This is a genomic window from Ruminiclostridium sufflavum DSM 19573, assembly GCF_003208175.1.
GTDB lineage: Bacteria > Bacillota > Clostridia > Acetivibrionales > DSM-1351 > Ruminiclostridium > Ruminiclostridium sufflavum.
The window spans coordinates 81,686-98,789 of the sequence record NZ_QKMR01000004.1; the positions used below are offsets into that span (position 1 = coordinate 81,686).

A 17,104-nucleotide genomic window follows, 5' to 3' on the forward strand; every position below is an offset into this window, starting at 1 on the left:
GGTTAGCTTTAAGAAGTCAAGATGCAGTTGGAACAAGCTGCGTACCTCCGCAGGAGCTAAAACTATTTATATGCCGAAATATGGCGCGGAGGTTATTATGCCTTTAATTTTTGCAAAAGCAGGGGAAGTGAACAGAATAAAAAAAATCGGCGGTAAGGATGAAACTAAGCATTTTCTCAACAATCTAGGATTTGTAGAGGGTGGAGAAATCACAGTTATATCTGAGAACGCAGGGAATCTGATTGTAAATGTTAAGGATACGCGTGTAGCCATAAGCAAGGAAATGGCTAACAGGATTCTCGTATCAGTCAATTAACATATTGATAAACCGGAAATCGATACGGGGCTAATGCCTTTTGAGCGTGGCTTTTTAAATATACAAGGGTTAAAATATGAAAGACTTGATATACATGCTGTATCGGATGCATTAATTCAATCAGTAATTTATGAATGTGGAAAGGTTGGAAGGAGTAAATTTATGAATACACTCAAGGAAGTCAAAACAGGTCAGACTGTAATTGTGAAAAAGCTGCACGGTGAAGGAGCGACTAAACGCAGAATTATGGATATGGGCATTACGAAAGGCGTAGAAGTAAATATTCGTAAGGTTGCACCTCTTGGAGATCCTATTGAAGTTAATGTACGAGGTTATGAGCTTTCTATACGCAAGGCTGACGCAGAAATGATCGAAGTTCAGATGGCATAAGGTTGTGGAGGCTGCTGCCGACAAAAAAGGCAATTACTATTGGCTGAAAGCCAGCTTGAAAGCAATATTTAACATTGAAAGACGATTTACATCGTCAGAAGGTGTTAAACTGCAATTGCCTTTGGTAAAAATTGAGGAAATCTCAGTTTTTTATTTAAGAATTGGTTAGCATCCACTAACTGAAATAAAGGAGGAAATAAGATGTTGGTTAAAATTGCACTTGCCGGAAACCCTAACAGCGGTAAGACTACATTGTTTAACGCTTTGACAGGCTCAAACCAGTTTGTTGGTAATTGGCCCGGCGTTACTGTTGAAAAAAAAGAAGGAAAATTAAAGAATCATAAGGACGTAATTATTACAGACTTACCCGGAATATACTCACTTTCACCGTACACGCTCGAGGAAGTGGTTGCAAGAAATTATTTAATAAATGAACGTCCGGATGCGATTCTTAATATTATTGACGGTACAAATCTGGAACGTAATTTATATTTGACAACACAGCTTATCGAATTGGGAATTCCTGTTGTGGTTGCCGTGAACATGATGGATGTCGTCAATAAAAACGGAGATAAGATTAATATTAAACAGCTTTCCAAGGTACTTGGGTGCGAGGTTGTTGAGATTTCCGCATTAAAATCAACGGGTATTGCAGAAGCAGCGCAAGCAGCACTTAAAGCTGCAAGAGAGAAAAAGGAGGTAGTTCCTCAGCACAGCTTCAGCGGAAGTGTGGAGCATACCATTGCCCACATTGAGGAGGCTGTTCTTCATGATTTGCCAGAACAGCAGCAGCGTTGGTATGCAATAAAGCTGTTTGAACGTGACGAAAAGATAATTGAAAAATTAAAAATAGATGTAAAAACACTTTCTCACATTGAACAGGATATCGCAAAATGTGAAAGTGAGCTGGACGATGATGCGGAAAGCATTATCACAAATGAAAGATATTCATATATTGCATCTGTTATAGGCAGCTGTTATACAAAAATAAGCAAGGGAAAGCTGACTACTACTGATAAGATAGATAGAATTGTAACGAATCGTTGGCTGGCGCTTCCGATTTTTGCCGTTATAATGTTCCTTGTGTATTATGTTTCAGTAACAACAGTAGGTGCGTTTCTGACAGATTGGACCAATGATGTTTTATTCGCAGAATGGGTCGCTCCTGCGGCAGCTGCCGGACTTGAGGCAATCGGCTGTGCGGCGTGGCTGCAAGGGCTGATTGTTGATGGTATTATCGGCGGTGTTGGTGCCGTATTGGGATTTGTGCCGCAGATGCTGGTATTGTTCCTTTTGCTTGCTTTCCTTGAAGCCTGTGGATACATGGCTCGTATTGCGTTTATTATGGACAGGATTTTCCGGAAATTCGGACTTTCAGGCAAGTCATTTATTCCGATGCTTATTGGAAGCGGCTGCGGTGTTCCGGGGATAATGGCATCCAGAACCATAGAAAATGACCGTGACCGTAAAATGACCATTATAACTACTACATTTATTCCTTGCGGAGCAAAGCTTCCTATTATTGCTCTTATTGCGGGGGCGTTGTTTGACGGGGCGTCATGGGTTGCACCAAGTGCATACTTTGTTGGTGTTGCAGCTATTATTATATCTGGTATTATACTCAAGAAGACAAAGATATTCAGCGGGAATCCAGCACCGTTTGTTATGGAGCTTCCTGCATATCATATGCCTACACTCGGTAATTTGCTTCGTTCAATGTGGGAGCGCGGCTGGTCCTTTATTAAAAAGGCGGGAACAATTATACTGCTTTCAACAATAGTAATTTGGTTTGCATCCAATTTTGGAATAGTGGACGGAAAATTTGCAATGGTTGAGGATTTAGGCCAAGGCTTCCTTGCTTCTATCGGCAGCTTGATTGCTCCGGTGTTTGCTCCTCTTGGCTTCGGAAACTGGCAGGCAGCAGTAGCTGCGATTACAGGACTGGTTGCAAAGGAGAATGTTGTAGGAACCTTCGGTGTTTTATTCGGATTTGCTGAAGTTGCGGAAGACGGTTCGGAAATATGGGGTACTCTTGCTGCAAGCTTTACGGCGATTTCAGCATATGCCTTTCTGGTATTCAACCTCATTTGTGCACCTTGCTTCGCAGCGATAGGCGCAATCAAGCGAGAGATGAATTCAGCTAAATGGACCTGGTTTGCAATTGGATATCAAACGGTGTTTGCGTATGCACTTTCTCTTTGTGTATATCAAATAGGTACTTTGATTATTGATGGGACATTCGGCATTGGAACGGTTGTTGCATTTGTAATTGTTGCTTTATTGCTGTTTGCATTATTTAAACCATATAAGCAGAGCATTTCACTTAAAACGAAGGGAGTTCCACAGGGTATGTAAAGGAGGGATAAGCATGTTGGCATTTTTAAAAGATAATTTATCAACTATCATTATAAGTGCAGTAGTTTTAGCAGTTGTAATCCTTATTATTATTAATATGAGAAAAGACAAAAAGGCAGGTAAGGCGTGTTCCTGCGGAAGTGAATGCGGCAGCTGCCCGGGTTCATCAGTGTGTCATAAGTGAGCTGCGGCATATGAAAACTAAACAAAAGCAAAATAGTTTTAATTAATATCAGATATATTGACAATAACAGTAAGCCAGCATATACTAACTCGTGTAGTTAGTATGCGCTGGCCGCTTTTTTCGGTTTGGTTGCACTTCCAGGAGAGGCGGCAATATATGAAGCTGAGTAATTTGCCTATAGGCAGAAATGCTGTTATTACAAAGGTCGGCGGAGAAGGAGCTTTACGCTGCAGGCTTTTAGATATGGGAATTATACCCAAAACAAGAATAGTAATCAGATCTGTTGCACCATTAGGTGATCCTATAGAAATAAGAATAAGAGACTACACCCTTACCTTACGGATGGAGGATGCGGAAAAAATAGAAGTTGATCCGATAGAGGGGGAAGCCTTATGATATTTGCCCTTGTCGGTAATCAAAACTGCGGTAAAACAACTCTGTTTAATCAGTTGACCGGTTCAAATCAGCATGTGGGTAATTTTCCGGGTGTGACTGTCGATCAGAAGATAGGAGAGATACGTTCTGTAAAAAACTGCTCTGTGGTGGACTTGCCCGGAATATACTCCATTCGTCCATATACAAACGAAGAAATCATAACACGTAATTTTATTTTGGAAAACAAGCCTGACGGTATGATAAACATAATAGATGCTACGAATATCGAACGCAATCTTTATCTGACATTACAGCTTATTGAGATGAATATTCCAATGGTGCTGGCTTTTAATATGATGGATGAGGTGCGCGGAAACGGAGGAACAATTAATATTGCCGGAATGTCTCAGGACTTGGGTATACCGATTGTTCCTATAAGTGCAGCAAAAAATGAGGGTATCGATGAATTAATTGATAAAATGCTAAGTACAGCAAAGAATAGGGTATACCCGAAAAAAGTTGATTTTTGCGGGGCGGGGCCTGTTCACAGATGTATCCACGCCATATCACATATTATTGAGGATCACGCGGATAACTGTGGTATGTCGTCACGATTTGCAGCAACTAAGATTATTGAGGGCGATGAAGACATAATATCAAGGCTGGAGTTGAATCAAAACGAGCTGGACACCATAGAGCACAGTGTAATTGAAATGGAGACCAATCACGATATGGACAGAAACGCCGCACTTGCGGATATGAGGTATACTTTTATTGAAAGGATATGCGCAAGGTCGGTTGTCAAGTGTAAGGAGAGCAAGGAGCACCTGAGAAGTGTAAAAATCGATAATATTTTAACCGGTAAATATTTGGCAATTCCTATATTTTTGGGGATTATGTTTTCTATCTTCTGGCTGACCTTCAGTATTATAGGTGCTTATCTCAGTGACCTTCTGGCAATGGGAATTACAGGACTGTCAGATCTGGCAGATACGGGACTGACTATATACGGGATAAATCCTGTGGTACATGGGCTCCTGATTGATGGCGTTTTTGCGGGAGTCGGCAGTGTGTTAAGCTTTTTGCCGATTATAGTAACACTGTTTTTCTTTCTTTCTATTCTTGAGGATACCGGATATATGGCAAGAGTTGCGTATGTTATGGATAAGCTTATGCGCAAAATAGGCCTGTCAGGCCGCAGCATTGTTCCTATGCTTATAGGCTTCGGCTGTACGGTGCCTGCTGTAATGGCAACCCGTACCTTGTCATCGGAAAGGGATCGAAAGATGACAATACTGCTTACCCCTTTTATGAGCTGCTCTGCAAAAATTCCCATTTATGCGTTATTCACAGCTGCATTTTTTACTGAATATCAGGCAATAGTAATGATAGGCCTTTATATTGCGGGGATTGCTGCCGGTATTATAGCGGCTCTGATTTCCAGAAGAACTTTTCTTCACGGGAATCCTGTTCCTTTTGTCATGGAGCTTCCAAATTATAGATTTCCATCTTTCAAGAGTGTTATTATTCTGATGTGGGAAAAGGCAAGGGACTTTTTAGTAAAAGCGTTTACAGTCATATTTGTGGCATCTGTAATTATATGGTTCCTGCAAACCTTTGACAGCAGGCTGAATGTTGTAGCAAACAGCACAGACAGCTTGCTCGCGGTGATTGGAAAATTTATTTCACCGGTATTTGAGCCTCTGGGCTTTGATGACTGGAGGGTATCCACAGCATTGATTACCGGATTTACCGCAAAGGAAGCTGTTGTTAGTACAATGGGAGTTTTGACAGGTACTGCAGCCGCTGAACTAAGTACAACTCTTAGCTCCCTTTTTACACCAGTGACAGCCTTGAGCTTTCTGGTGTTTACATTGCTGTACACGCCTTGTGTTGCCGCAGTTGCCGCCATAAGAAGGGAATTAAATTCGGGGATACAGACTATTGCCGTTGTAATAGCGCAATGCGGCATAGCGTGGGTAGTGGCTTTCTTGCTTTATCAATTATGCAGCCTTGTAAATCTTACATAATTTTATTGTTACGGAGACTCGGAGTGGAGGCTAAATATGAAATTATTGGATTATATCATCGTTTCGATGGTTTCAATATGGTTTGTTGCGGCGGTATGGTTTTTAGTGCGGGCAAAAAGGAAGGGCAGAAGTATATGCTGCGGCAGGAGCTGTGGTTCTTGTACGGAAGGCTGTGAGAAGTGTAAAAAGGATTCAGAAGAGAATAAGTCTTAAAATAAGGAATATAAATGATAATAAAAATAAAGCTGTAGAAATAATATATAATAGTGGAAAAATTAAGGTAAGCATTGACATGCTACAGAAAATAAATCATAATACAGTTATGGGCAAATGCACATAACTGTGCTTTGAATATAGAAAGCAAGAGAAAAATACTGTTTAAATATAGGAGCAGGGTGCTTTAAGAAAAGCCATTAAGAATTATCTTGACGGGAAATGCTTTATAAATTATCAAAATTGACAAAAAGAGATACTCAAAATATACTTGAAATTGTGTTACTGATTTTGTATCCAAGATAAATCCGGAGCTGAGATTATGTTTGATGAAGATGAAAGCTTGTACACCATAGGAACAGTAGCGAAATTAATTGAAGAACATCCAGAAACCCTCAGAGTATGGGAGCGTAATGATCTTTTGCGGCCTGACAGGGAAGGATATCAGAGAAAATATTCAAACAATGATTTGAAAAGACTAAGATTTATAAAATATCTTATGAATGAAAAGAGGTTGAATATTGCTGGGGTAAAGCAATTGACCTCTATGTATTCCTGCTGGTACAAGAGAAATTGCAGCGGCGGGGCAGGTAAGAACAGCCCGGTTCAGGTAAATGAGTCAAAACCGTGCTGGAAGCTGGAAGGAACCTTTTGCCTTGTGGCAAGTGACAAGGCTGAAATGTGCAATTCCTGTGATATGCTTAGAAACTGTACGGGATGTACAAAATGCAAAGAATAAATAAAGCAGTAAAATTTTTTGAAAATAACTTCAATAAAATTATTGAAGAAATATAAAAAATATTAGTTAGGGGATGTGAAGATGAGTGATTGCAGCTGCAATTGTGACAGCACAGAATGCAAAGGAGAAGGCGGGAGCTGCGGAAGCAAGCCTGAGAGCTTTATTGAAAAGACACATGAGCTGAACAACATCAAAAGAGTAATAGGTGTAGTAAGCGGAAAAGGCGGTGTAGGAAAGTCTCTTGTTACAGCGGCACTTTCTGTTCTGATGAGAAGAAAGGGGTATGAGGTCGGTATTCTTGATGCAGATATTACAGGTCCGTCAATACCTAAAATGTTTGGCATTAAAAAGAAGGCTCAGGGCTGTGAGTTTGGATTATATCCGGAGTATACCTGTAACAACAGCAAGGTTATGTCTGTTAATCTCCTGCTTGAGAAGGAGGATACTCCTGTAATTTGGAGAGGTCCTGTTATTGCGGGAACTGTAAAGCAATTCTGGACTGATGTTATATGGGGTGAGGTTGACTACCTTTTTCTTGATATGCCGCCGGGAACAGGAGATGTTCCTCTGACTGTATTTCAGTCAATACCCTTGGATGGGATAGTAATTGTAACATCACCGCAGGATTTGGTTTCACTTATTGTAAAGAAGGCTTTTAACATGGCTAAGACAATGAATATACCTGTACTTGGCATTATCGAAAATATGAGCTGGCTAAAATGTCCCGGCTGCGGAAAGGACATAAAGCTGTTTGGTGAAAGCAGAATAGATGAAATAGCTTCTGAGCTGGGAATCAATGTCCTTGGGAAAATGCCTATAGATCCCGCTGTTGCAGAATTATGTGATAAGGGAGAGATTGAGAAGCTGGAGCATTCATATCTGAACGGTGCAGTTGAATACATAGAAAATTTTATTGACAGCAGTGGTAAAAAATAAACAGATTGGAGAGGACACCTATGAAGATTGCAGTTCCGGCTGAGGGAAAGACAATGGAAAGTAATGTATGTCAATCATTCGGACGTACTTATTACTTTGTAATCGCTGATACGCAAGCCTCTGAATTTGAAGTGATTGACAATGAAGCTGTAAGCAGTGGAGGAGGTGCTGGAATAAAGGCTGCTCAGGCTATAGCTGACAGCGGTGCGGATGTGGTTGTGACATTTCACTGCGGGCAGAATGCTGCTGATGTTCTGAAAGCAGCAAGCATAAAAATATTTAAGGCTGTTCCGGGTACTATTGGGGAAATGGTGCAAAAATACAAGGCCGGTGAGCTGAAAGAGCTTTTGGAGATACATGCCGGCTACCACAAGCACGTATAAATTTTTTGCGCCGGTACTTGGCGCGGAGGTTGGTATGAGAATAGCGGTTTTAAGCGGAAAGGGAGGCACCGGTAAGACTTTTGTATCGGTGAATCTGGCTTATGCATTGGGCAAAGCAGTCTATGCCGATTGTGATGTTGAAGAGCCTAACGGAAGATTATTTTTGAAACCAAAGGTTTGCCGTACGGAAGAGGTATGCACTATGATACCTGTAAATAATGCTGAAAAGTGTACAGGCTGCAGAAGGTGTGCGGATTTTTGCAAATTTAATGCCTTGGCTTATATAAGAAATAAGCTGCTTGTTTTCCCTGAGCTATGCCATGCTTGTAAGGGCTGTATACTCATATGCCCTGAAAAAGCTTTAAAGGAAGGAAAGAAGCCTGTAGGTAAAATTGAGTATGGTATGAAGAAGGATATCGAAGTTATTACGGGTATGATGAATACAGGTGAGGCAACGGGTGTTCCTGTAATACGAAGGCTTCTGGCAGAGCTGCCCTCAGACAGGGATGTCATTATAGACTGTCCTCCCGGAAGTGCCTGCACTGTTATGGAAAGCATAAAGGATGCGGATTTCTGCGTGCTGGTAGCTGAACCGACCAGATTTGGGCTTCACAACCTTGATATGGTTTATAAGCTTGTAAAGCTGTTTAATAAGCCACATGCGCTCATAGTCAACAAGGATATGGGGGATAAGCTTATTGTTGAAGAATACTGCGCCCAGAACAAAATAAAAGTTCTGGTATCCATACCGTATGATACAGAGCTGGCTCTTGCAAATTCCAAGGGATTTATAGCAGCAGAGAAATATCCTTGCTTCAGGGAGCTTTTCAATATGATACTTGACAGCATTGAAAAGGAGGTGCATTATGAAGCAGCTGGTAATTTTAAGCGGTAAAGGCGGTACAGGCAAGACTACTGTTGCGGCATCCTTCATAGAGCTTTCAAGCAGCAAGGTATCTGCTGACTGTGACGTAGATGCGCCTAATCTTCATCTTGTCCATGGGGCAGATGAAAATCCGGTAACGGAAGATTTTTACGGATATCAAAAGGCAGTCAAATATGATGAGCTATGCCTTAATTGCGGAAAATGCGAGGAAGTATGTCAATTTGGAGCGATAAGGGACGGAAAATTAAATCAATACGAGTGTGAGGGCTGCGGAGTCTGTGAGGCTTTTTGTCCGGCAACCGGCAGTGACGGCAAGAAGGCGGTACGGCTTGAGAAAAATGTTTCAGGTAAAACTATTGTTTATAAAAATAATAACAAGGTATTTTCAAGTGCAGAGCTTGAAATGGGAAACGGTGCTTCAGGAAAGCTGGTGACGCAGGTAAGAAGAAACCTGTATGCTTCTGACTGCTGTAAGAATAATCAAGGGATTCTCATTATTGATGGCTCTCCGGGGATAGGCTGTCCCGTTATTGCTTCTGTTACAGGAGCTGATATGGTGCTTGTGGTTGCCGAGCCTACCTTGTCAGGAATTCATGATATGGAGAGAATAGTTGAAACAGCAGGAAGGTTTGGTGCCGTCTGTGCCGTATGTGTAAATAAGTATGATGTAAATGTTGAGAATACTCAGAGAATCGAGGAATATTGCAAAGAAAGAAGCATTATGATGGCAGGAAAAATACCCTTTGATGAAAAGGTTCCGGAGGCTGTTAACGCAGGAAAGCCTGTTGTGTCCATGGAGGACAGCATTGCAGGGGAATCGATTTCAGATATTTGGGAAGCAGTATCGGAATATTTATTGCAAAGGCATTAAACTCTAATTGATTTTGCCAGAGAGCTTAAAGAATGGAAAATATATTATAAAATAAAAGGAGAGGGATTATTATGAAAATAGCAGTTGCGAGTGAAGGAAAGGCAGTAACAGAGCATTTTGGACATTGTGAGGGATTCAATATTTTTACTGTTCAGGGAAATGAGATAACAAAAAGTGAATTTATCCAAAATCCGGGGCATAAACCCGGCTTTTTGCCTAATTATCTGAACGATTTAGGAGTTAACGTTATTATTTCCGGAGGTATGGGCGGCGGAGCGATAGAAATATTCGATGAAAAGGGAATTACTGTAGTTACAGGAGCGGCAGGTGATGCGGAGGAAAATGTCAAAAGCTATATGGCAGGAAGGCTGGAATCAACAGGCAGTGTATGTCAGAAGCATGAGCACAGTGACAGCTGCGGCGGTCATTAATAATAAAAACGGCAGAAGGGTTAAATTATGAGCAGGATAAAATTGTTTTGTGTACCTTATGCAGGGGCTTCATCAATGGTGTATTCGAAGTGGAAAAAGGGTCTGGCAGATTTTATTGAATTGCAGGAAGTTGAATTGCCCGGAAGGGGCAGACGGTATTCTTCCCCCTTTTGCGGAAATATTGATGAAGCTGTGGAGGACATTATTAAACAGATTGAGAGTAAGATATCAGACGGCGGTAAATATGCATTCTTCGGACATAGCATGGGTACTCTTATAGTATATGAGCTGGTGAATAGAATTAAGGAGGTATATGACAGTGAGCCTGTACACATTTTTTTCTCAGGCAGGAATTCTCCTGATATAAAGGTTGAAAACAAGGTTGTGCATACGCTGTCTGACGAGGAGTTTAAGTTTGAGTTAAATAAATTCGGAGGCATACCTGATCAAATATTTGAAAATGAAGAGCTTGCAAAGATTTTTATTCCCATACTCAGAGCTGACTACAAATTGATTGATACATACAATTACGCAAAAAAGAAAACTAAGCTTAATACTGATATGACGGTTTTCTATGGTACGGAGGATGCATATATAAAATCTGATATAAAAAGCTGGGAGAAATATACCACAAGGCGGTGTGATTTTATTGAGTACGAGGGAGGTCACTTTTTCATTAATACTTATATGAAAGAGATTATATGTGATATTAACAATATTCTGGCCTCGTATAAGGATTAGAAAGGGTACTTGGCAGGAGTATGCATAAGGATGGAAAAGGTAAATGATAAAAATACGTATTCTATGTGAAAACTATGCAAGAAAACGATATATGCTGGCTGAACATGGGCTTTCAATATGGATTGAAACACATAACAGAAATATTTTATTTGATACAGGACAATCAGGTATTTTTTCACTTAATGCAAGACAGGCCGGGGTTGATATCTCAAAGGCTGATATGGCGGTTTTGAGTCACGGACACTATGACCATACAGGGGGTCTGCCTGAGTTTTTTAAGCTTAATAAGCATGCACCTGCATATGCAGATGAAGGAGCTTTTCATAAGAGGTATAACGGTAATGGAGAAGCCCGCATAAATATTGGCATACCTTGGCTGAAGGACAAAAACAAAGAGGCTTATTTTGAAAGGATTATTATTAATAAAGGTTTGGCAGAGATAGACGAGGACACTTTCATATTGGGTAAAATTCCAAGCTTAGTTTCATTTGAGGAGGTGCCTCAGAATTTTTATATGGATGACGGAAAGGGAAGTATATCCAAGGACATGATTACTGATGAGCAAATGCTTATTATACGGGGTAAAGAGGGAATTTATATTTTTGCCGGATGCAGTCATGCCGGAGTTATAAACGGCATAACGCATGTAATAAAGCAGTTCCCTGATAAAAATATTGCCGGTGTGATAGCCGGCATGCATTTAAACGGGGTTTCGGACATGAGAATTCAAAAGACAATCCGAAAGCTGTCTGACTTGAATATTAAAACTGTTATTCCGCTGCATTGTACCGGAATGACAGCTATCTGCGAAATGAAAAGGCTATTGGGTGAGCGCTGCAGAATTATGAATGCGGGTGATGAATTTGTACTTGAAGAATAGCCTGCCATGGCAGGAAATAATCAGTAAGCGTGGGTAGTATCGCTTTCTTTGACCGGTATTCTTTTATATAAAGACAAAAAATGATATAATATTATAAAAGCTTGTTATTTTGCGCTATCTGAAAGGGGAATGCCAAGTTGCCGCGGCCTACAAAATTGAGAAAAGTCGAATTTATTCCCAAGGTACAGCAGTTTATACCCATAAATGTGCTAAAAGATGATATGAAAGAAAATATCTTGAAAATTGAGGAAGTTGAGGCTATTCGATTAAAGGATGCAGAGAAATTAGAACAGGAAGAGTGTGCCGAAAAGATGGAGGTTTCCAGACAAACCTTTCAGAGAATTCTTAATTCAGGAAGAGAAAAAATAGCCGACAGTATTATAAACGGTAAGGCAATACGTATTGAAGGCGGAAGCTTTACCAGAAATATATGCCATATTCATTGCCTTGACTGCAATAAGAGGTGGAATACGAGCTGCGAAAGCTTTGAAAGGCTGACAGACGGAGTTTATACATGTCCGGATTGTAAATCCGGTAGGATAGTCTGCAAGGATTCAAATGGACATAGCTTCTGCAAGAGAAGCTGCCGGAGGCATGTAACAATTGACTAATAACAAGATGCAGCAGGATTCCTTGAATTCTCAGCCCTCAAATTAGCGTATAAACTGAAAATTTATTTAATTGAAGTATATATGGCTAGGGATACAGGCATTAATTATAAAAAAGGGAGGGTCTTGGTTTGACCGGCATATCAGCGAAGCTTATACCGGATTGAGGGACATTTATTTTAATTATGGCTACAGAAATTTGTATAGTAAGACATGGTGAAACTGATTGGAATGTGCAGAAAAGATATCAGGGCAGAGAAGATACTGAGCTGAACGAAAATGGGGAAGAGCAGGCAAATGCGGTTGCAAGGCATCTTAAAAGATACAGATGGAATGCAGTTCTGTCAAGTCCCCTTAAAAGAGCATTAAGAACAGCTGAAATAATAGGGGAAAGCCTTGGAATAGAGGAAATAGAAATATTAGCTTCTTTTATAGAAAGAGATTTCGGAAATGGCTCTGGCATGACACGGGAGCAGCAAGCACAGAGCTTTCCTGATGGAAGTATTCCGGGTAAGGAGAGTGATGATGAGTTATCTGACAGGATTAAAAAGGGATTGGAATACATAACCAAAGCCTATAAAGGGGAAAAAGTCATTCTTGTTTCCCATGGAGCAGTTATAAACGCTATCATTAAATATGTTTCAGATAATTTTATCAGTGTTGGGGAAACCTTTGTTAAAAATGCGTGCTTGAATATAATAAAATATGAGGATGAAAAGTGGACTATAGAGTTATATAATTCTATTGATTATTTAAAAACCCCCGTAGAAATTGCTGAGGATTGTTTCCTCGGAAAAGAAGGCTGCAGGCGAATGAATTGTGCACAAGCTGTGATATGTGCATTCAAGGAGGAATTTGAAATAGATGAAAAGGTTATAGAGGATTTCAGAAAGATGGGCGGAGGAAATGCACCTGATGGCTTATGCGGAGCCTATTATGCAGCAAGCTATGTTTTGCACGAAAAAGGGGCGGAAGATAAAGCATATGAACTGGAAAACTACTTTTCGGAGTATGCAGGAAGTGTAAAATGTAAAGAAATTAAGGAAGGCAGAAAGCTTTCCTGCACAGGCTGCGTGGTAAGGAGCTCGGAGTTCTTGGCAAAGCTGCAGAAAGCAAGTAGAAGCTGAGCCTATTTAAGTGAAATAAGAATTAAGCTGAGCTTGACAAGGGCTGACAGCATGGTTATAATACTACTTAATTGAATATGCTATTTGCAGGGGAACTTGTTTAGTTGAGAAGACATTGTCTGACCCTTTGAACCTGTCAGTTAATACTGTTGTAGGGAGCATAAATCGCGGAATACTGTGATGCCTGTTTTTTATGATAGGCATCTTTTTTATGTATGCAATTATTAAATATTAGAACTTTTGCAGGGAGAGAGATATATGAAAACTGTTTTGACAATAGCCGGAAGTGATTGCAGCGGCGGTGCAGGCATTCAGGCGGATATAAAAACCATTACGGCACATAAAAGCTATGCAATGAGTGCTGTTACTGCGCTTACTGCTCAAAATACAACAGGGGTATATGGAATTATGGAGGTGCCTCCTGATTTTTTGGAAAAACAATTGGAGTGTATCTTTAGTGATATTTACCCTGATGCCGTTAAAATAGGAATGGTTTCAAGCAGAGAATTAATAGAAGCCATAGCATCAAAGCTGATTAGTGTAAATGCTAAAAATATTGTTTTAGACACTGTTATGGTATCAACCAGCGGATGCAGGCTTATGGCTGATGATGCCGCCGTCGCTTTGGCTGAAAGGCTTATTCCCATTGCAGCGATCATTACTCCTAATATTCCCGAGGCAGAGGTTTTAAGCGGAATAAGGATAACAAAGCCAGAGGAAATGATAACCGCTGCCGAAAGGATAGCAGCCAATTATGGCGGAGCGATCCTGATAAAGGGAGGACATCAGTTAAATTCCGCGAATGACCTGCTGTATCAGAAGGGAAGGGCGGAATGGTTTCGTGGAGAGCGTATTGACAATCCCAATACCCACGGAACAGGCTGTACCTTATCAGCTGCAATAGCAAGCAATCTGGCTATGGGCTGTAGTCTGCCGGAAAGTGTATATAATGCCAAGAAATATATATCAGGAGCATTGAAAGCAAACCTGAATCTAGGCAAAGGGAGCGGCCCGCTGGATCATACCTTTGCGCTTGACAGGGTCAATTTTGTCTGAAAGCTTTTTAAATTGGAGGAATAGTTATGTTTGAAGATATTATGGAAAATATTATTGTTAAGCACCCTTTGGTTCACTGCATTACCAATTATGTAACGGTAAATGATGTAGCCAATGTATTGCTGGCTTGCGGAGCATCGCCCATCATGGCGGATGATGAGAAGGAGGCTGAAGAAATTACTTCGATATGTACTGCTTTGAATATTAATATCGGGACACTAAACAGCAGAACAGTTAAGTCTATGCTTGCAGCAGGTAAAAAGGCAAATGAGCTTTCTCATACTGTTGTACTTGATCCTGTGGGAGCAGGAGCTTCGGCTTTCAGAACGAAAACAACCTTTGAATTGCTTGAGAAGGTAAAATTCAGTGTTATTCGAGGGAATATTTCAGAAATCAAAACAGTGGACAAGGGCTGCGGAACAACTCAGGGAGTAGATGCAGATGTAAGTGATGCGGTTACGGATGAAAATTTGGAGGAGGCTGTTGCCTTTGCGAAGGGATTAAGCCGTAAAACGGGGGCTGTAATTGTCATTACAGGAGCTATTGATATAGCTGCCGATTCTGAAAAGGCTTATGTTATACGGAATGGGAATCCTGCGATGTCAAAGGTCACAGGGACTGGCTGTATGCTGTCAGGCATGGTAGCTGCTTTTGCAGGTGCAAATAAGGGAAAAACCTTGCTTGCGGCAACTGCGGCTGTATGTACGATGGGCTTGGCAGGAGAATTGGCATTTAAGCGTATTGAGGAAGAGGACAAGGGAACTTCTACCCTGCGTGCATATATTATTGATGAAATAAGCAGGATGACTGCCGGAAGGCTTGAAGGAGGTGCCAGAATTGAAGTTAAGTAGGAAGGCAATGAGATTATATGCTGTTACCGACAGAATGTGGCTGGGACAAAATTCGCTGCCGGAACAGGTCGAAGAGTGTATCAGAGGAGGAGCGACCTGTATACAAATACGTGAAAAGGATATTTCCTTTGATGAATATGTGAAGCTGGCTATAGAAATAAAAAAGGTTACCGGAAAGCATGATATCCCATTTATTGTTAATGATGATACAGATGTTGCAATCGCTTGCAAGGCGGACGGTATTCACGTTGGGCAGCATGATATGCAGGCAGGCGAGGTACGGAAAAAGGCAGGCGGGAATATGATTATCGGTGTGTCTGCCCAAAATGTAGAGCAGGCGGTGCTTGCAGAAGGAATGGGTGCGGATTATATAGGTGTGGGAGCAGTTTTTTCAACTGCTACAAAGGCAGATGCAAGTGATGTGACATACGAAACATTAAAAGCAATCTGTGAAGCGGTTTCAATTCCTGTTGTTGCCATAGGGGGTATTTCTAAAAATAATATTATGGAATTAAAAGGAAGCGGAGCCGATGGTGTGGCTGTTGTATCGGCAATTTTTGCTCAGGAGAATATTTATGAGGCTGCAAAGGAATTGAGAGCCTTGTCAGACAGCTGCTTTGGCTGAAAGGCTGCCGGAAAAGGGGGCAAAATTGCTTTTATCCCACGAACTGCTTGAATTGGCTGTATAAAAAATCAGTGTATCCAATTTCATATTCGTAAATGCTGTTTAAGCGCATACGGATTTTTTTGCATTTTTCATCAAGATTCTTTTTGGTTTTTGTATAATGCTGAACGATGCTCCCTATACGTGCCCAGTTTTCAATTATTATATTGAGCCTGCGGTCTATTTCAAGCTGAGTAGCTTTATTAAATACATTGTATTGATAGAGATTTCTGATCATAAAGTATTCAGAATTTTTTTTATACGAGACAGAAGAAAGATTTTCTTCAAAGCCGGATATATTCATAAGCTCTTCTAATCTTTCATTTAGGACAGCAATGGAGCCTAAAGACTTATTTCTTTCATCCGCTTTGCCCAGAGAGTTTTTAAAAAATCTGCAAATAATCGTATTATTATAGGCTTCATCAAATTTCAGGTCTGTCCCTTCAAAACAGTACTCACGAAAATACAGAGAATCCTTTCTGAAATTGTGGCAGTATTCAAATATACCCTTGCAATACTGGACAATCATATCATAGGATACTATGTAGGTGTTATATCCGTCATAGTTATCAATGGTATATACGGCTTGGTTTTCGTCATCGAAGCCATACACAAGGCAGGCATGAACTCCGTGCTGATTATTATAGTAAAAATATCTCCCTTTTTGGTAGAACAGATCCACAAAAAGAAAAATAGGTCTGTTATTCATTATGGATTCTCTGATATTATCAACAAGCAAATCTGTTTGAGGGTGTTTTTCGATGATATTTATTCCAAGACCCTTCAATATATCCTCCCTTTTAACAAACAAAGGGGTATCCAAGCCAAAGGCAAGGTTACCGACAGAATTACTTTCAACAAATTTATATGTAAATTGGAGGTTATATATGATTTCCAGATTACTTAGGCTAAAATGATTGAGAGTGGCCAAGTCTGCCATACACATACAATCGCCGTAGGGAGCGTCGCTTCCCAGCATTTCCTTCATTGCATAAAAGGCCTGCATAGGTTCAAGTATTTTTTTCATAGACAGAAATCCTTTCTGTTGAAATATATAGTTTTATGATA

21 protein-coding genes and 1 riboswitch are annotated in these 17,104 nt (G+C 40.5%); of the genes, 20 read left to right on the forward strand and 1 reads right to left on the reverse strand.

Going from position 1 to position 17,104, the window contains the following annotated elements; all coding sequences use genetic code 11:
• The first annotated feature begins 97 nt into the window (after nt 1-97).
• From LY28_RS04300 to thiE, 20 genes are all read left to right on the forward strand, one after another.
• Complete coding sequence (locus LY28_RS04300) at nt 98-316, forward strand: FeoA family protein (RefSeq protein ID WP_110460948.1); 219 nt, start codon at nt 98-100, stop codon at nt 314-316.
• Between the two features lie 162 nt (nt 317-478).
• Nucleotides 479-706 carry a FeoA family protein gene (locus LY28_RS04305; protein ID WP_110461103.1) on the forward strand — a complete coding sequence of 76 codons (228 nt, stop codon included), beginning with the start codon at nt 479-481 and terminating at the stop codon, nt 704-706.
• A gap of 201 nt (nt 707-907) precedes the next feature.
• The gene (gene feoB / locus LY28_RS04310; protein WP_110460949.1) at nt 908-3,061 is read left to right on the forward strand and encodes a ferrous iron transport protein B; all 2,154 of its coding nucleotides are present in this window, start codon (nt 908-910) and stop codon (nt 3,059-3,061) included.
• Nucleotides 3,062-3,074: 13 nt separating this feature from the next.
• Nucleotides 3,075-3,245, forward strand: a complete 171-nt coding sequence (locus tag LY28_RS04315) for a FeoB-associated Cys-rich membrane protein (protein WP_110460950.1) — start codon at nt 3,075-3,077, stop codon at nt 3,243-3,245.
• 156 nt (nt 3,246-3,401) lie between these two features.
• Complete coding sequence (locus tag LY28_RS04320) at nt 3,402-3,641, forward strand: FeoA family protein (RefSeq protein ID WP_110460951.1); 240 nt, start codon at nt 3,402-3,404, stop codon at nt 3,639-3,641.
• Nucleotides 3,638-5,650 carry a ferrous iron transport protein B gene (gene feoB / locus LY28_RS04325; protein WP_110460952.1) on the forward strand — a complete coding sequence of 671 codons (2,013 nt, stop codon included), beginning with the start codon at nt 3,638-3,640 and terminating at the stop codon, nt 5,648-5,650. Before LY28_RS04320 ends, feoB (LY28_RS04325) begins: the two co-directional genes overlap by 4 nt.
• Before the next feature lie 36 nt (nt 5,651-5,686).
• Nucleotides 5,687-5,863: a hypothetical protein gene (locus LY28_RS19050; RefSeq protein WP_165835492.1), complete on the forward strand. Its 177-nt coding sequence runs from the start codon at nt 5,687-5,689 to the stop codon at nt 5,861-5,863.
• 322 nt (nt 5,864-6,185) lie between these two features.
• On the forward strand, nt 6,186-6,602 hold the full coding sequence (locus LY28_RS04330) for a MerR family transcriptional regulator (RefSeq protein ID WP_110460953.1): 417 nt from the start codon (nt 6,186-6,188) through the stop codon (nt 6,600-6,602).
• An 81-nt stretch (nt 6,603-6,683) separates the two neighbouring features.
• Nucleotides 6,684-7,538: an Mrp/NBP35 family ATP-binding protein gene (locus LY28_RS04335; RefSeq protein WP_110460954.1), complete on the forward strand. Its 855-nt coding sequence runs from the start codon at nt 6,684-6,686 to the stop codon at nt 7,536-7,538.
• A 20-nt stretch (nt 7,539-7,558) separates the two neighbouring features.
• On the forward strand, nt 7,559-7,921 hold the full coding sequence (locus LY28_RS04340; RefSeq protein ID WP_110460955.1) for a NifB/NifX family molybdenum-iron cluster-binding protein: 363 nt from the start codon (nt 7,559-7,561) through the stop codon (nt 7,919-7,921).
• A 34-nt stretch (nt 7,922-7,955) separates the two neighbouring features.
• On the forward strand, nt 7,956-8,816 hold the full coding sequence (locus LY28_RS04345) for a nucleotide-binding protein (protein WP_110460956.1): 861 nt from the start codon (nt 7,956-7,958) through the stop codon (nt 8,814-8,816).
• Nucleotides 8,788-9,678: an ATP-binding protein gene (locus LY28_RS04350; RefSeq protein ID WP_110460957.1), complete on the forward strand. Its 891-nt coding sequence runs from the start codon at nt 8,788-8,790 to the stop codon at nt 9,676-9,678. Before LY28_RS04345 ends, LY28_RS04350 begins: the two co-directional genes overlap by 29 nt.
• A gap of 68 nt (nt 9,679-9,746) precedes the next feature.
• Nucleotides 9,747-10,109 carry a NifB/NifX family molybdenum-iron cluster-binding protein gene (locus LY28_RS04355; RefSeq protein ID WP_110460958.1) on the forward strand — a complete coding sequence of 121 codons (363 nt, stop codon included), beginning with the start codon at nt 9,747-9,749 and terminating at the stop codon, nt 10,107-10,109.
• 27 nt (nt 10,110-10,136) lie between these two features.
• Nucleotides 10,137-10,850, forward strand: coding sequence for a thioesterase II family protein (locus tag LY28_RS04360; RefSeq protein ID WP_110460959.1), 714 nt, complete (start codon nt 10,137-10,139; stop codon nt 10,848-10,850).
• A 43-nt stretch (nt 10,851-10,893) separates the two neighbouring features.
• Nucleotides 10,894-11,730, forward strand: a complete 837-nt coding sequence (locus LY28_RS04365) for an MBL fold metallo-hydrolase (protein WP_110460960.1) — start codon at nt 10,894-10,896, stop codon at nt 11,728-11,730.
• A gap of 137 nt (nt 11,731-11,867) precedes the next feature.
• Nucleotides 11,868-12,341, forward strand: a complete 474-nt coding sequence (locus LY28_RS04370; protein WP_110460961.1) for a DUF134 domain-containing protein — start codon at nt 11,868-11,870, stop codon at nt 12,339-12,341.
• A 182-nt stretch (nt 12,342-12,523) separates the two neighbouring features.
• The gene (locus tag LY28_RS04375) at nt 12,524-13,465 is read left to right on the forward strand and encodes a C-GCAxxG-C-C family (seleno)protein (protein WP_110460962.1); all 942 of its coding nucleotides are present in this window, start codon (nt 12,524-12,526) and stop codon (nt 13,463-13,465) included.
• 78 nt (nt 13,466-13,543) lie between these two features.
• Nucleotides 13,544-13,640, forward strand: a riboswitch (TPP riboswitch).
• Nucleotides 13,641-13,723: 83 nt separating this feature from the next.
• Nucleotides 13,724-14,521: a bifunctional hydroxymethylpyrimidine kinase/phosphomethylpyrimidine kinase gene (gene thiD / locus LY28_RS04380; protein ID WP_110460963.1), complete on the forward strand. Its 798-nt coding sequence runs from the start codon at nt 13,724-13,726 to the stop codon at nt 14,519-14,521.
• Between the two features lie 26 nt (nt 14,522-14,547).
• Complete coding sequence (thiM, locus tag LY28_RS04385; RefSeq protein WP_110460964.1) at nt 14,548-15,372, forward strand: hydroxyethylthiazole kinase; 825 nt, start codon at nt 14,548-14,550, stop codon at nt 15,370-15,372.
• Nucleotides 15,359-15,997 carry a thiamine phosphate synthase gene (gene thiE, locus LY28_RS04390; RefSeq protein ID WP_110460965.1) on the forward strand — a complete coding sequence of 213 codons (639 nt, stop codon included), beginning with the start codon at nt 15,359-15,361 and terminating at the stop codon, nt 15,995-15,997. Before thiM ends, thiE begins: the two co-directional genes overlap by 14 nt.
• 31 nt (nt 15,998-16,028) lie before the next feature.
• On the opposite strand, the gene LY28_RS04395 is transcribed toward thiE, so the two are convergent.
• Nucleotides 16,029-17,063 carry a cysteine peptidase family C39 domain-containing protein gene (locus LY28_RS04395; protein ID WP_110460966.1) on the reverse strand — a complete coding sequence of 345 codons (1,035 nt, stop codon included), beginning with the start codon at nt 17,061-17,063 and terminating at the stop codon, nt 16,029-16,031.
• Nucleotides 17,064-17,104: the final 41 nt, after the last annotated feature.

Excerpts from the sequence above, each read along its gene's own strand:
- thiD (WP_110460963.1), top strand. The coding sequence starts at position 13,724 with ATGAAAACTGTTTTGACAATAGCCGGAAGTGATTGCAGCGGCGGTGCA.
- LY28_RS04395 (WP_110460966.1), bottom strand. The coding sequence starts at position 17,063 with ATGAAAAAAATACTTGAACCTATGCAGGCCTTTTATGCAATGAAGGAA.
- thiM (WP_110460964.1), top strand. The coding sequence starts at position 14,548 with ATGTTTGAAGATATTATGGAAAATATTATTGTTAAGCACCCTTTGGTT.
- LY28_RS04350 (WP_110460957.1), top strand. The coding sequence starts at position 8,788 with ATGAAGCAGCTGGTAATTTTAAGCGGTAAAGGCGGTACAGGCAAGACT.
- LY28_RS04360 (WP_110460959.1), top strand. The coding sequence starts at position 10,137 with ATGAGCAGGATAAAATTGTTTTGTGTACCTTATGCAGGGGCTTCATCA.
- feoB (WP_110460952.1), top strand. The coding sequence starts at position 3,638 with ATGATATTTGCCCTTGTCGGTAATCAAAACTGCGGTAAAACAACTCTG.
- LY28_RS04320 (WP_110460951.1), top strand. The coding sequence starts at position 3,402 with ATGAAGCTGAGTAATTTGCCTATAGGCAGAAATGCTGTTATTACAAAG.
- LY28_RS04330 (WP_110460953.1), top strand. The coding sequence starts at position 6,186 with ATGTTTGATGAAGATGAAAGCTTGTACACCATAGGAACAGTAGCGAAA.
- LY28_RS04300 (WP_110460948.1), top strand. The coding sequence starts at position 98 with ATGCCTTTAATTTTTGCAAAAGCAGGGGAAGTGAACAGAATAAAAAAA.
- LY28_RS04305 (WP_110461103.1), top strand. The coding sequence starts at position 479 with ATGAATACACTCAAGGAAGTCAAAACAGGTCAGACTGTAATTGTGAAA.
- LY28_RS04375 (WP_110460962.1), top strand. The coding sequence starts at position 12,524 with ATGGCTACAGAAATTTGTATAGTAAGACATGGTGAAACTGATTGGAAT.
- feoB (WP_110460949.1), top strand. The coding sequence starts at position 908 with ATGTTGGTTAAAATTGCACTTGCCGGAAACCCTAACAGCGGTAAGACT.
- LY28_RS04340 (WP_110460955.1), top strand. The coding sequence starts at position 7,559 with ATGAAGATTGCAGTTCCGGCTGAGGGAAAGACAATGGAAAGTAATGTA.
- LY28_RS04345 (WP_110460956.1), top strand. The coding sequence starts at position 7,956 with ATGAGAATAGCGGTTTTAAGCGGAAAGGGAGGCACCGGTAAGACTTTT.
- LY28_RS04365 (WP_110460960.1), top strand. The coding sequence starts at position 10,894 with ATGATAAAAATACGTATTCTATGTGAAAACTATGCAAGAAAACGATAT.
- LY28_RS04335 (WP_110460954.1), top strand. The coding sequence starts at position 6,684 with ATGAGTGATTGCAGCTGCAATTGTGACAGCACAGAATGCAAAGGAGAA.
- LY28_RS19050 (WP_165835492.1), top strand. The coding sequence starts at position 5,687 with ATGAAATTATTGGATTATATCATCGTTTCGATGGTTTCAATATGGTTT.
- LY28_RS04315 (WP_110460950.1), top strand. The coding sequence starts at position 3,075 with ATGTTGGCATTTTTAAAAGATAATTTATCAACTATCATTATAAGTGCA.